9 protein-coding genes are annotated in these 14,460 nt (G+C 60.0%); 5 read left to right on the forward strand and 4 right to left on the reverse strand.

Annotated features, from left to right (window positions below; all coding sequences use genetic code 11):
• The first annotated feature begins 150 nt into the window (after positions 1 to 150).
• From LAB08_RS15065 to LAB08_RS15080, 4 genes are all read left to right on the forward strand, one after another.
• Positions 151 to 1,068, forward strand: a complete 918-nt coding sequence (locus tag LAB08_RS15065) for a LysR family transcriptional regulator (protein WP_096511328.1) — start codon at positions 151 to 153, stop codon at positions 1,066 to 1,068.
• Between the two features lie 319 nt (positions 1,069 to 1,387).
• Positions 1,388 to 2,641 carry a multidrug efflux RND transporter periplasmic adaptor subunit MexE gene (gene mexE, locus LAB08_RS15070; protein WP_096511326.1) on the forward strand — a complete coding sequence of 418 codons (1,254 nt, stop codon included), beginning with the start codon at positions 1,388 to 1,390 and terminating at the stop codon, positions 2,639 to 2,641.
• A gap of 15 nt (positions 2,642 to 2,656) precedes the next feature.
• On the forward strand, positions 2,657 to 5,833 hold the full coding sequence (locus LAB08_RS15075) for an efflux RND transporter permease subunit (protein WP_096511324.1): 3,177 nt from the start codon (positions 2,657 to 2,659) through the stop codon (positions 5,831 to 5,833).
• A complete protein-coding gene (locus tag LAB08_RS15080) occupies positions 5,833 to 7,254 on the forward strand; it encodes an efflux transporter outer membrane subunit (RefSeq protein ID WP_096511322.1) in 1,422 nt (473 codons plus the stop codon). The genes LAB08_RS15075 and LAB08_RS15080 overlap by 1 nt, the downstream gene beginning before the upstream one ends.
• Positions 7,255 to 7,387: 133 nt before the next feature.
• Here the strand turns inward: LAB08_RS15080 and LAB08_RS15085 are convergent, their stop codons facing one another.
• A complete protein-coding gene (locus LAB08_RS15085; protein WP_096511320.1) occupies positions 7,388 to 8,998 on the reverse strand; it encodes an ArnT family glycosyltransferase in 1,611 nt (536 codons plus the stop codon).
• A gap of 390 nt (positions 8,999 to 9,388) precedes the next feature.
• Here LAB08_RS15085 and LAB08_RS15090 point away from each other — a divergent pair, with 390 nt between their 5' ends.
• Positions 9,389 to 10,945 (forward strand): ArnT family glycosyltransferase, encoded by a 1,557-nt coding sequence (locus LAB08_RS15090; RefSeq protein WP_096511318.1) that lies wholly within the window; start codon positions 9,389 to 9,391, stop codon positions 10,943 to 10,945.
• A 141-nt stretch (positions 10,946 to 11,086) separates the two neighbouring features.
• On the opposite strand, the gene LAB08_RS15095 is transcribed toward LAB08_RS15090, so the two are convergent.
• The 3 genes from LAB08_RS15095 to LAB08_RS15105 are packed head-to-tail and all read right to left on the reverse strand — an operon-like array spanning position 11,087 to position 14,382.
• Positions 11,087 to 12,052: an efflux RND transporter periplasmic adaptor subunit gene (locus LAB08_RS15095; protein ID WP_096511316.1), complete on the reverse strand. Its 966-nt coding sequence runs from the start codon at positions 12,050 to 12,052 to the stop codon at positions 11,087 to 11,089.
• A gap of 4 nt (positions 12,053 to 12,056) precedes the next feature.
• Positions 12,057 to 12,257 carry a DUF1656 domain-containing protein gene (locus LAB08_RS15100; protein WP_096511314.1) on the reverse strand — a complete coding sequence of 67 codons (201 nt, stop codon included), beginning with the start codon at positions 12,255 to 12,257 and terminating at the stop codon, positions 12,057 to 12,059.
• Entirely contained in the window at positions 12,247 to 14,382 is a 2,136-nt protein-coding gene (locus LAB08_RS15105; RefSeq protein ID WP_096511312.1) for an FUSC family protein, read from the reverse strand. The genes LAB08_RS15100 and LAB08_RS15105 overlap by 11 nt, the downstream gene beginning before the upstream one ends.
• Positions 14,383 to 14,460 lie beyond the last annotated feature (78 nt).

Raw genomic sequence — 14,460 nt, forward strand, 5'->3', positions numbered from 1 at the left:
CGTCTAACGACGTACGGCACCAAATCCTTCCTTTGTAGGAAAACTGAATTACTCGGTGCAGAGTACCAGCCTTTCCCCGTAATATTCCTGCTGGCCATTGTTCTCATATGGCCGCTCACGTCAAGCTTGCTGACTCTGCCAGGACTCCAGATGAATCGTAATGACCTGCGTCGTGTCGACCTGAACCTGTTGATCGTATTTGAAACCCTGATGCACGAACGCAGCGTGACCCGCGCTGCGGAGAAGCTGTTCCTCGGTCAGCCGGCCATCAGTGCGGCGCTCTCGCGCCTGCGCGGGCTGTTCGATGACCCGTTGTTTGTGCGCACCGGCCGCAGCATGGAGCCGTCCGCGCGCGCCGTGGAAATCTTCGCCCTGCTCTCTCCCGCGCTGGATTCGATATCCACCGCGGTCAGCCGTGCGGCGGAATTCGACCCGGCCACCAGCACCGCGGTGTTTCGCATCGGGCTGTCGGACGACGTCGAATTCGCCCTGCTGCCCATGCTGCTCAAGCGCCTGCGCGCCGAGTCCCCGGGAATCGTGCTGGTGGTGCGGCGGGTCAACTACATTCTGATGCCGGGGTTGTTGGCGTCTGGGGAAATTTCCATCGGCGTCAGCTACACCACCGACTTGCCGGCCAATGCCAAGCGTAAAGTGCTGCGTCGTAGCCAACCGAAGCTTCTGCGTGCCGACACTGTACCGGGGCCGCTGAGCCTGGATGATTACTGCGCCCGCCCCCACGCGTTGGTGTCGTTCGCCGGCGACCTGAGCGGCTTCATCGATGAAGAGCTGGAAAAGTTGGGGCGCAAACGTCACGTGGTGCTGGCCGTGCCGCAGTTCAACGGTTTGAGCACCCTGCTGTCCGGCACGGACATTGTGGCCACGGTGCCGGATTACACGGCCGATGCGCTGACGGCGGCAGGTGGCGTGCGGGCGGAAGATCCGCCGCTGCCGGTGCGCAGCTTTGAATTGCACATGGCGTGGCGTGGGTCGCAGGATAATGATCCGGGTGAGCGTTGGCTCAGGTCGCGCATACAAATGTTCTTTGGGGATCCGGATAGCCTGGCCTGATCCAGATCATGTATCGAGGCTGATGGCCTCTTCGCGGGCAAGCCCGCTCCTACAGGGATTGTGGCGTTTCAAATAACCCTGTGGGAGCGGGCTCGCCCGCGATTGAAGTCCACTCGGTTCCAGGCCAGACCTTTGCAGTTCTGGAAACACAGAATTGCCATCGACCTCATTGATCGTCTCCTGGCAAAAGGCGCAGGCTAGAGAGCTGCCCCGGCTCTCATATCATTCCGAATGATAGTTACCTTCGCCCCGTTCGATTCGTGCGATACCCACCCGCCGAGCATCATTCGCCAATCTCAATACATTGGCGGATGCATCCATGGAACAATCACTCAAACATTTGCGCTTCCCGTTGGCCCTGCTGGCTGTCGTGGTGATCAGCGCGTGCGGCAAGGCGCCGCAAACGGCCGCAACCATGCCTGCAGCCAAGGTCAGCGTGGCCAAGGTGCTGGAGCAACCGGTCAACGAGTGGGACGAATTCACCGGACGTCTTGAAGCACCGGAAACCGTCGAGATTCGTCCACGGGTGTCCGGCCAGATCGATGAAGTGGCTTTCACTGAAGGCGCGCTGGTCAAGAAAGGCGACCTGCTGTTCCAGATCGATCCGCGTCCGTTCCAGGCCGAAGTCCGCCGCCTCGAAGCCCTGGTTGCCCAGGCCCGCGCCAATGCCACCCGCAGCGAAAACGAAGCCCAGCGCGGTGAGCGCCTGCGCACCAGCAACGCCATTTCCGCCGAGCTGGCCGACTCCCGTACCAGTGCGGCCCAAGAGGCTCGCGCCGCGGTCGGTGCCCTTCAGGCGCAACTCGATCTGGCGAAATTGAACCTGAGCTTCACCCGCGTCACTGCGCCGATCAGCGGCCGCGTCAGCCGTGCGGAAATCACCGCCGGCAACCTGGTGACTGCCGATACCACCGCGCTGACTAGCGTGGTCTCCACCGACAAGGTCTACGCCTACTTCGACGCCGACGAGCGTGTGTTCCTCAAGTACACCCAACTCGCCCGCCAGGGTAAGCGCGGCGCCACCACGCCGGTGTACATGGGCCTGTCGAACGAAGACGGCAACCCGCACCAGGGCGTCATGAACTTCGTCGACAACCAGGTCAACCCGAAAACCGGCACCATCCGTGGTCGCGCCGTGTTCGACAACAGCGATGGCAGCTATACCCCGGGCCTGTATGCACGCCTGAAACTGGTGGGCAGCGGCACCTACAGCGCCATGCTGATCAACGATGAGGCGGTCGGCACCGATCTGGGCAAGAAGTTCGTGATCGTGATGGATGGCGACAACAAGACCGCCTACCGCGCAGTAGAACTGGGCCCGAAGATTGAAGGCTTGCGCATCGTGCGCAGCGGCCTGAACAAGGACGACACCATCATCGTCAAGGGCTTGCAACGGGTCCGTCCTGGCTCGCCAGTCACCCCTGAAGTGATCCCGATGGCCAGCGAACAAACCCTCGCGGCCCTGGCACAACAACGACAAGCGCTGGAAGCCAGCAACCTGCCACAAGTCGCGCCTGCCAAGGTCGCGCCGGGCACGGTTGTGAAACTGGCTGCTGCGAACCCACGCGGTTAAGGGATAACGACTCCGATGAATTTTTCCCAATTCTTCATTTCACGGCCGATCTTCGCCGCGGTGCTATCGCTGCTGATCCTGATCGCCGGCGCCATCTCGCTGTTCCAGCTACCGATCAGCGAATACCCGGAAGTGGTCCCGCCGACCGTGGTGGTTCGCGCCAACTTCCCGGGTGCCAACCCTAAAGTCATCGGTGAAACCGTGGCTGCGCCTTTGGAGCAAGCCATTACCGGCGTCGAGAACATGCTGTACATGTCCTCGCAGTCGACCGCCGACGGCAAGATCACCCTGACCATCACCTTTGCCCTGGGCACTGACCTGGACAATGCCCAGGTGCAGGTGCAGAACCGCGTGACCCGGACCGAGCCGAAGCTTCCCGAGGAAGTGACGCGCATCGGTATCACCGTGGACAAGGCCTCGCCCGATCTCACGATGGTGGTGCACTTGACCTCGCCGGACAAACGCTACGACATGCTCTACCTGTCCAACTACGCGATCCTCAACATCAAGGATGAGCTCGCTCGTCTGGGCGGTGTCGGTGATGTGCAGCTGTTCGGCATGGGTGATTACTCGTTGCGTGTCTGGCTCGACCCGAACAAAACCGCTTCGCGCAACCTGACCGCAACAGACGTTGTAACCGCTATTCGTGAACAGAATCGCCAGGTGGCCGCCGGTGCATTGGGCGCTCCCCCTGCCCCGAATGCCCAAAGCTTCCAGCTGTCGGTCAACACTCAGGGCCGTTTGGTCAGTGAGGAAGAGTTCGAGAACATCATCATTCGCTCCGGCGATAACGGTGAGATCACCCGCCTCAAGGACATCGCACGGGTTGAACTGGGTTCCAGCCAATACGCCCTGCGTTCCTTGCTGAACAACCAGCCGGCGGTGGCGATCCCGATCTTCCAGCGTCCGGGCTCCAACGCTATCGAGATCTCCAACGAAGTTCGGGCCAAAATGGCCGAACTGAAGAAGGGCTTCCCGGAAGGCATGGATTTCAGCATCGTCTATGACCCGACGATCTTCGTGCGCGGCTCCATCGAGGCGGTGGTTCACACCCTCTTCGAAGCACTGATCCTCGTGGTGCTGGTGGTGATCCTGTTCCTGCAAACCTGGCGTGCCTCGATCATTCCGCTGGTGGCGGTGCCGGTGTCGCTGATCGGTACCTTTGCCGTGATGCATCTATTCGGCTTCTCGCTGAACGCCCTGTCGCTGTTCGGCCTGGTGTTGGCCATCGGGATCGTGGTGGACGATGCGATCGTGGTGGTGGAGAACGTCGAACGTAACATTGAACTGGGGCTCAACCCCTTCGATGCGACCAAAAAGGCCATGGGTGAAGTGACCGGCCCGATCATTGCCACGGCGCTGGTGCTGTGTGCGGTGTTTGTGCCGGCGGCGTTCATTTCCGGTCTGACCGGCCAGTTCTACAAGCAGTTCGCCCTGACCATCGCGATCTCGACCGTGATCTCGGCCTTCAACTCGCTGACCCTGTCGCCAGCACTGGCGGCGGTATTGCTCAAGGGCCATGACGCACCGAAAGACCGTTTCTCCAAGGTGCTCGACAAGGTATTCGGTGGCTGGCTGTTCCGCCCGTTCAACCGCTTCTTTGAAAAGGCCAGCCATGGTTATGTCGGCACCGTTGCCCGTGTGATCCGCTCCAGCGGCATCGCCCTGCTGTTGTACGCCGGCCTGATGGTCCTGACCTTCTTCGGCTTCTCCAGCACCCCGACCGGTTTCGTACCCGGCCAGGACAAGCAGTACCTGGTGGCCTTCGCGCAATTGCCGGATGCCTCGAGCCTGGACCGTACCGAAGACGTGATCAAGCGCATGTCCGATCTGGCGTTGAAACAGCCTGGCGTGGAAAGTGCGGTGGCCTTCCCTGGTCTGTCGATCAACGGCTTCACCAACAGCCCGAACGCCGGCATCGTGTTCGTGACCCTCAAGCCGTTCGACGAACGTAAAGACCCGAGCATGTCTGCCGGTGCGATTGCCGGTGCCTTGAACGGCCAGTATGCGAACATCCAGGAAGCCTACATGGCGATCTTCCCGCCACCGCCGGTACAAGGCCTGGGCACCATCGGTGGTTTCCGCCTGCAAATCGAAGACCGGGGCAACCTGGGCTACGAGGAGCTGTACAAGGAAACCATGAACATCATTGCCAAGAGCCACAATGTTCCAGAACTGGCCGGCCTGTTCACCAGCTACACCGTGAACGTGCCGCAGGTCGATGCCGCCATCGACCGCGAAAAAGCCAAGACCCACGGCGTGGCCGTCAGCGACATCTTCGACACCCTGCAGATCTACCTGGGTTCGCTGTATGCCAACGACTTCAACCGCTTTGGCCGCACCTATCAGGTCAACGTTCAGGCCGAGCAGCAGTTCCGCCTCGAATCCGACCAGATCGGCCAGCTCAAAGTGCGCAACAACAAGGGCGAGATGATCCCGCTGGCGACCTTCATCAAGGTCAGCGACACCTCGGGCCCGGATCGCGTGATGCACTACAACGGTTTTATCACCGCTGAAATCAACGGTGCGGCCGCCCCTGGCTACAGCTCCGGCCAGGCCGAGAAAGCCATCGAGAAACTGCTCAAGGACGAACTGCCCAACGGCATGACCTACGAATGGACCGACCTGACCTATCAGCAGATCCTGTCCGGCAACACCGCGCTGTTCGTGTTCCCGCTCTGCGTGCTGCTGGCGTTCCTGGTACTGGCGGCGCAGTACGAAAGCTGGAGCCTGCCACTGGCGGTGATCCTGATTGTCCCTATGACCCTGCTGTCGGCCATCACCGGTGTGATTGCTTCGGGTGGTGACAACAACATCTTCACCCAGATCGGCCTGATCGTACTGGTGGGCCTGGCCTGTAAGAACGCGATTCTGATCGTCGAATTTGCCAAGGATAAACAGCTGGAAGGCATGAACCCGCTGGCCGCCGTACTGGAAGCCTGCCGCCTGCGTCTGCGGCCGATCCTGATGACGTCCTTCGCCTTCATCATGGGTGTGGTGCCACTGGTGTTCTCCAGCGGTGCCGGTGCCGAGATGCGTCACGCCATGGGTGTGGCGGTGTTCTCCGGCATGCTCGGGGTGACCTTCTTCGGTCTGTTGCTGACGCCGGTGTTCTACGTGTTGATTCGTAATTTCGTGGAGCGCGGCGAGAAGCGCAAAGCGGCCAAGACCCTGAAGCTGGAGTCGCACTGATGAGTTTGAAAGCCTTTTTGCCGAGCCTGCTGGTCCTGGCGCTGAGCGCCTGTGCCGTCGGCCCGGATTACAAGACACCAGCCACTGAACCCGCCAACATCACCACGGCCACCGATGGCGCCTCCGGCCAGAAGAACTTCGACCGTTCGCGCTTCGAAGGCATCTGGTGGCAGCAGTTCGAAGACCCGACCCTCAACCAGTTGGTGACCGAGTCCCTCAAGGGCAACCGTGACTTGCGCGTCGCCTTTGCTCGCTGGAAGGCGGCCCGGGCGATCCGCGATGACGTCAGCAATGACGCCATGCCAACCATCACCAGCCGTGCCAGCAGTGACCTGGGCAAAGGCCAGATTCCCGGCCAGGCCACCAACCGGGTCAACACTGAGCGCTACGACCTGGGCCTGGACATGGCGTGGGAGATCGACCTGTTTGGCCGCATCCAGCGCAACCTGGAGTCGGCCAACGCCGAGCAACAGGCGTTCGAGGCCGACCTGTACCAACTGCAAGTCACCATGATTGCCGAACTGGTGGATTCCTACGGTCAACTGCGCGGCGCGCAGTTGCGGGAAAAAATCGCCCTGGCCAACCTGGAAAACCAGCGGGAGTCGCGCAAGATCACCATCAGCCTGCGCGATGCCGGTGTCGGTGACCAACTCGATGTGGAGCGCGCCGATGCCCGTCTGGCCTCGGTCGAAGCCAGCGTGCCGCAATTGCAGGCCGAGCAGGTTCGGCAGAAAAACCGCATCGCCACCCTGCTGGGCCAGCGCCCGGACAAGTTGACCGTGGACCTGAGCCCGAAAGACTTGCCGGCGATTGCCAAGGCACTGCCGATCGGTAATCCGGGCGAGCTGCTGCAACGCCGTCCGGACATCCTCAGCGCCGAACGCCAACTGGCTTCGGCCACGGCGCGAATCGGCGTGGCCAAGGCTGATCTGTTCCCCCGTGTCAGCCTCAGCGGCTTCCTCGGCTGGACCGCCGGGCGTGGCTCGCAGATCGGTTCCTCGGCGGCCAACGCCTGGGCACTGGGCCCAAGCATCACCTGGGCGGCGTTTGACCTGGGTAGCGTAAAAGCCCGCATACGCGGTGCCGATGCCGATGCTGAAGGCGCGCTGGCGACCTACGAGCAGCAAGTGTTGCTGGCCCTGGAGGAATCGGAAAACGCGTTCAGCGACTACAACAAACGCCAACAGCGTCTGATTTCGCTGATTCGCCAGAGTGAGTCGAGCCGTTCCGCGGCGGACCTCGCCGAGATCCGCTACCGAGAAGGCACGTCGGACTTCCTCGTCCTGCTCGATGCCCAGCGTGAACGTCTCGCGGCAGAAGACACCCAAGCCCAGGCCGAAGTCGATCTGTATCGCGGCATCGTCGCGATCTACAAGGCCCTCGGTGGCGGCTGGCAACCGGAGACGGTCGCCAGCAAATAACCGCCTTCAAGTGCTCCTTTGGTTGGCCGCAACCAACCAACTTTTTTGCCCCGCGCCTCATTCGGTCGCGGGGCTTTTTTTTACTTTTCCAAAAGCCAGGGTAAATCCCTGTGATGCATCAAGGCGCAACGAATCAAGGTGCAAGTTGCAGCAATACGTAGTCATCCTTGTCGAAGCGACCTTCCAACACCCGCGTCAGTGGCGAGACCTGCGATGACGGGAGTTTCTGGTAAGACGCTTCGCTCATGACTATGTAGGCGGGGGCTTTGACCGCCTCCAGCTGTTCGGACGTCTCGGTGAAAATCGGTCGAACGTCAGTATCCGCATTGACCATGAACTTGATTGCCTTCGCGTCCTTGCCCAGGCCATGCAGCACCAGCGGTACGGAATCACTGTGCACCCGGTCAAGCACCGCCAGAGAGAACTGGCGCGTGTCATACGCGCCTCGTTGAATGGGTTCAACGTACAGGATGTAGACCGACCACACCGCCAACACCGCACAACACGCCAGACCTGCCACTCTCAACGCTGGTTTGAACAGCGAGACCAAGGCGACGATCTGCAGAAAAACCAGCAGCCCAAGGATCAAACCGATGGAGGGCAATGATTCCGGCAGTCGGTGATGCGCAACCAACACAACGCCAAACAGCACGCCCGGCAGCACCAGCCAGAGCCCTTGTATCAGTAGTCTCAAGCCGGCAAACAGCCGACCGCCTGCGGCCTGGAACGGATAAGCCGCGACAATGGCTGCCATCGGCAACATCGGCAACAGATAGCGCGCTTTTTTAGCTTGGGGAATCGAAAGCCCGATCAGCACGATCAGACCTGCAGCCGCGCAAAACATCATCAATCGCCATTGTGGCCCGCGATCATTTCTATCGCCGACCAGCACGCCAACCAATGTCAGCAATGCAAGTGGATAAGCCAACGCATAATTGCCCAGGGAACTGGTGAAATAGAACAGCACATTGCTGGAGCCTTCGCTGCCATCGATGCGCCCCGTCACCTGCATGCGAATAACATCCCGCACAAAGGCTGCATCGCCGCTGATATCGGCCAGCCACAAGATCAATCCGATGCACAGGCATAGCAGCGCCAAGGCAACCACACCAAAGCCAAGCATCCGCCTGTATTGACCGCTGAACAGGTAATAACTGCAGAGCATGCCGGTAGGCACGATCAGGCCGATCGGCCCGCGAATGGCAAAGCCCAGCACCAACAGGGCAAACAGCACACCGAGCCGCCTGTGTGCATTAAAGTGATCTGCCGCATAGGCCAGGTAAAAAACCGCGAATGAAACCGCCGCCAGCATCAGGTCCAGCGATACAGCCCTCACCTCACTGATGAACGTCACACTCAGCAGCATCAACGCAATACTGACCAGCGCCCACCGCGGTGAGTACGGCGCAAGCAGGCGATACATGAGCGTCACAATCACCGCGGCGGCAATCGAGGAAGGCAGCCAGGCCGTGAAGCTCGTCACATGCCCGAAAGGCAACGAAAGCACATAGATAAAAAACGTCGACATCGCACTGTAGTCGGCATAAGGCTCACCGTAGGTCGTCGGGAAAATGCTCGGCCCATGGCGCAGCATTTCCTGGGCGAACATCACGAACCGCGAGTCGAAGCCAATGAACGACTGCTGATTGCTCACCATCACGAACAACAGCAGCGTCAAGATACCCAGGCCGAACGAATGCAGGCGCATGGCCATGGACGGCTGGAGGGTTGAAGGGGAAGACATGTAGTTGATCCCTGAATTGAATGCACGCTGACTAGCGTGAGCTGTACGCTTTCAATGACGCCGCGCTACGAACAAATCCAGGGAAACCCTCTCCACCCGAGTTGATCATATTCCGTTGCCAACATTGCGCAGTCTGGAGCGAGAAGTCTGGAGTGCTATTTGTTAAAAAGAAGTGAAAGTTTGGTGAAGACATTTACATTTATAAGACGTGCACCCTGACAAATTACAACAAGTTATTTTTCATGTTGTAATTCATAGCTTTATGTCAATTGTTGTGGCAATCGCTTTTAAATCAGAACTAATGGTTTATTCGCAATCTACTGACATTATCATCACATTTGGCCAGATAGCTTAAAGTTCCAGCGGCTTCCCGCTTAATGCGAAATAGTCATGAACAAATCATTCATCAGGTTTTTGAAAAGTGACCAGGGTGCGCTGCTGCTTCTGCTTGGCGTATCCGCGCTTCTATTGCTATTCGGGTTGGGGGCACGGGAGCTTTGGGGTGCAGAAACACGCTGGGCAAACATCGCCCTGCAAATGTTGCAAACGGGCGATTATTTCGACCCTTACCTCAAAGGCATGCCCTATTACGACAAGCCTCTGCCTTCCTACTGGCTGATTACGGCCACTGCCCACCTGATGGGTGGCCTCGGCCACTGGTCACTACGCCTGTCCTCGGTCATCGCTGCCTGGCTGAGCATCTGGCTGGTCTACCTGATCGGCGGGCAGCTATATGACAAAGGCACCGGCCTGATGGCCGGCTGGTTCCTGGCGACGACGTTTTTTTTCGTGTTCTGGGCGCGTGTAGCGACGGCCGACATCCTGACGGTTTGCGGGGTCCTGGCAGCTATCTGGTGGTATTGGCGCGGCCCGGACGACACGCGGCTGAGTCGGTACAGCGTATTTTTCCTGATCCTGGCGCTGACGTCGCTGTTCAAGGGTTTAATCGGATTCATCCTTCCAGGGCTGATGCTGCTGCCGCATCTGCTTGGCGAGGGGCGCTGGAAAAACCATCTCAATCGACGCATGTGCCTGGCGATGCTGGTAGCGGGCGTGTTCTACATGGTGCCGTTCATGTTGTCGCAGCGTTATGGCGCACCTGCTTATGGGGAGAGCGGGCTTGGACTGGTATTCCGGGAAAACGTCGTTCGATTTTTCAAACCCTTCGACAACATTGGCCCGATCTATACCTACCTGCTCTATCTGCCGGTCTATACCCTGCCGTGGGCGCCCTGCTGGATACTCGGCCTGTGGGTGGCGGTGCGGAACTGGAAGCACACCGAGCCTAACATTCGCTGGCTGATCCAGGGCCTGGCGTTGCTGTTCCTGTTCTTCACCGCCAGTGGCAGCCGGCGCAGCTACTACGTCTTGCCTCTGGTGCCATTTGCCCAATTGCTGGCAGCCTGGTGGGTCACCCGGCGAATGGCCGAGCGCCAGGCTGCGGGTAACGTCAGTGGGCCTGGTTGGACAAAGGGTATTGCCGGGGCAGCAGGTTTTTTGTTTCTGATACTTGGCATTGTCTATCCCTGGACCAACAGTGGAGGTGGCGGTGTCATGCAGTTCAGCCGGGATGTACGAGCGCAAGCCATCAAAACTGCGCCGTGGAACGAATGGCGCATGGTGCTGGTGGATGTCGACAATAAGCTGCCCATGTACCTGCAAAACCATGGCTCACCGTTTTACTATGTGCCCCCCGAATCAGACATTCCACAAACAGGCGACAGCGCAGCATTGATGGCATGGCTGGAAAAACAAAGTGGCGAGACCTGGAATCCTGAACGCACGATCATCGTGGAGCAGTACGAAGACATCAAACAATTGCCCCTGGATTATCTGACTGCCGACCATCAGTTGATCACCACCAAGCCAAACAACGGCGCCCGATTGTTTCACGCCCATGAATCCGGCAGCGCCGCGTTCATTCCCAATGTGAAAAATGACGGATAAAACAGACAAAAATCCCCTGTAGGAGCTGGCTAGCCAGCGAAGACGGCGGCACAGGCAACATCAGCGTTGGCTGACACATTGCTTTCGCTGGCAAGCCAGCTCCTACGGGTTCGCGCGTTGTCCAGAAAGGTGTGTAAGCCCTTAACGTTGTTCTTCGGATTTGTGGTTTTCCCGAACAGTTACCGTAGCCGTAGTCCCCGCCCGCAAGTTGGCTTTACCGGCATAGTCCGGATCGATCTGTATCCGCACCGGCACCCGTTGCGCCAGTTTGATCCAGGTGTAGCTCGGGTTGATGTTGGCCAGCAATCGCCCGCCAGGCAGGTTTTCCCGGTCGGCGATGGCGAAGGCGATGCTTTGCACGGTGCCGCCGAAACGCTCGCCGCTCATCAATTCGATGTCGACCCGATCCCCCTCCCCGATTCGCGGCAGTTTGGTTTCTTCGAAGTAGCCGCTGACATAAAACGAGTCACTGTCCACCACCGCCACCAACGGACCACCCGCGGTCGCGTAGTCACCCTGGCGGGTCAGCAGATTGGTGATGTAGCCACTGACCGGCGACTCGACCCGGGTGCGCTCCAGGTCGTGCTCGGCTTCGGCCAATGCGGCAATGGCCAGTTGCACGTTAGCCTGGGCGAAGCCAAGGTTGGCCTGGTTGCGCAGCAGATCGGCCTGGGCCACCGCCACCTCGGTGCTGGACTTTTCCCACTCTTCACCGGAAATCGCCGAGCGTTCCTTGAGGGTCCGACGGCGGTGCTCCTCGCTTTGACGCTGGCGCAGCAGCGCCTGGCTGGCGACGATGGTTGCTTCCGATTGCCCCAGCGCAGCCTTCGCCACCTCCACGGAACGCCTGGCATGCTGCACCGCCAGGGTGTAGCGCGAGGGATCGATTTCCAGCAGCAACTGGCCCTTCTCCACATGCTGGTTATCCTGCACGCCGAGGTTGACGATGCGTCCCGCGACATCGGCGGACAAGGTCACCACATCGGCCCGCACCCGTGCATCCCGGGTCCAGGGCGCGCGGGTGTAGTGTTCCCAGGCAAACCAGCCGAGCACGAAAGCCAGCGCGACCACCGCCAGGGTCGTGAGTTGAGCAAGGATCTTCTTCAAGGCATCAGGCTCCCATCACCAGAATCAGCGTCGCGCACACGCAGGCGTACAACGCGCCTTCGAACAAGGCTTCATGCCAGACGAACTGCAACACGCCGAGGCGCCGCAGGATCCAGTCCAGCACCATGAAAACCGGCAACCCCAGCAGCAGCGCCTGGGCAATCGGCGGCAGATAGACACCGCCTATTTCAATATCAATGGGCAAGTGCCGGTACTCCTTGCGATGGGACGGCTTCAAAGTGGCGACGGTGCCGCTCCAGGAACGACACCACGATCAACAACGCCACGCGCATTCGAAACACAGACCATAAGTGTTCATGGACACTGGAGTGCAGCGCATCCAGCTCGTCACCCAAGGTGTGCAGGCTGTCGAGCACCTGATCGACATCGATATCGGGACGACCGGCGACCAGGCGCCCGGTATCCCGCACGGTGGCCAACAGCCGGGTTTGCGTCGGCGGACTCAGTAGTACGTTGTTCTGCCCCTGTTGCCGGAGCTGGTTCAAGGCGGTGCCCAGGGCGAGGCAGGCGAGGCTGACCTCGAACAGGTCGCGCGATGGCTTGTCCGCAATGGCGGGCAACAGCCCCAGCATCGTGGTCAGGCGGTCGACCATGCGGCTTTCGAAGGCAAACTGGTTTTCATCGGTGGCCGGCATTTTCAGCAAGGCATGGACCTGCTCACAGTTCTCCTGGTGCAGCCGGCGAATGCGCAGCACGGGCCTGAACGGGAAGATCAAGGCGTAGACGCTCAACGCCAATGTAGCGGCGCAGACGTAGGCGCCGGCAAATTCGAACCACTGGATTGCACTGTTCTGTCCTATCCCGGTGTTGGTAGGACCAAGCAGCAAAAACGTCGACAGCCCCAGACCAATCCCGGTGCCCGTGGTGGGCGGGCTCGACAACCCCACCGCAACGGCATAGAGCAAGGGCGCCAGCAGCACCGCCAACATCTCGAAGTTGCTGATCATCGGCACCAGCGCGAACTGCAGCAGCGCCGACACCACCAGCGCCAGCCCCAGGCCCCGGGCATAGCTCTGGGCTGCCAGCAGCGGCCGGGGAAACGTCGCCATCAGCGAGCAGAGAATTCCCGCCACAATCATCCCGCCCCGGGCGCCGTCCCAGCCGGTTTCGATCCAGATCATTCCCGCCACCATCAATGCGCAGTACGCGCGGATGGCGTTCATCGCCGCCAGGGTGAAGTCCAGGTGCAAAGGATTGGCCTGACCGCGAAACATGCTGCTTGCCTTGCGTCCGCTCTGGATCGCATCGCTCAGGTCCAAAATGGTTTCCATCTGCTGCAACATCCGCGCCTGTTCCCAGCGCAATGACCATGACAGAGAGCGCAAGGTGGCCTTGAAGGGCTCGGTCAGTTGTTCCGAAAGGTAGGCCAGTGCATCGAAACGCTGTCGCAACGCCGCAAACTGGTGCCGCTGCTCGCTGGACAATGCGCGCCCTTGCCGGGCCAACTCTTCGAGAAAGACCAGTTCCTCGCTGAGCAATTGCTGTATTTCAACAGGTATTTCGCCCTCCCAGCGTTCGAGCAACAGCTCGCGCTGGTGGCGCAAGGCGGTGAGCCGCGCCGTCAGCAGCAACAGTTGGTTACCGAGTAATTGCACCAGGTCGTCTGCGCTGCGCAAACGCGGCGCGTCGTAATACAAATGCCGACGTACCCCTTCCAATGCGCTGATCTGTCCAAGCAACTGCATCTGCCGAGCGTGGAAGTCGGCCTCGCTTTCCTCGGTACGAATCACCGCGCTGGCATGGGTCGCCAGCAGCTTGATCACCTGATCGATCCTGGCGAAGTAATCCTTGGCCACGGCTTCCGGGCGCGCGGTCAGCAGGCTGACGACACAGACGCAAGCGACCGCCAGCAGAGTTTCTGTCACTCGGGTCACCGCCAGCAGGAAGGTGCCGTCCTGATCCGGTACCGCCAGCAACCCCACCACCACCGCCGTGTAGCCGCTGAGCACGAATGCCTGGGAACTGGTGTAACGCAACAAGGTGCCGCCAGCGGTACACAGCGCAAGCCACAGCGACAGCGTGATCAAGAACGGCACCGGCGCCTGGGGAAAGATCGCCATGATCACCACGGCTACCGCTGCGCCCAGGGTGGTACCGATCACCTGGCCAAAACTGCGGGCCAGGGCCATGCCGGCCAGTGGCTGGCTGACGATGACCACGGCCATGATCGACCATTTGGGCTGATCGAGGTCGAACAGGAAGGCCAGGTACAGGGTGAGCAGGCCGGCGGCGATGGTTCTCAAGGCAAACAACACCACCCCGGGGCCGGGGTGGAGGATGGCCTTGAAGTATTGCAGCAGCGCTTGCATCGGGAAAGCTCTTGGCGGGCTATCCAGAAAGCGTAGTCAGTGTTGTGAGGCAAGGCAGGTTTCGCCGGTAACGAAACC

This window comes from Pseudomonas izuensis (assembly GCF_002356535.2).
GTDB lineage: Bacteria > Pseudomonadota > Gammaproteobacteria > Pseudomonadales > Pseudomonadaceae > Aquipseudomonas > Aquipseudomonas izuensis.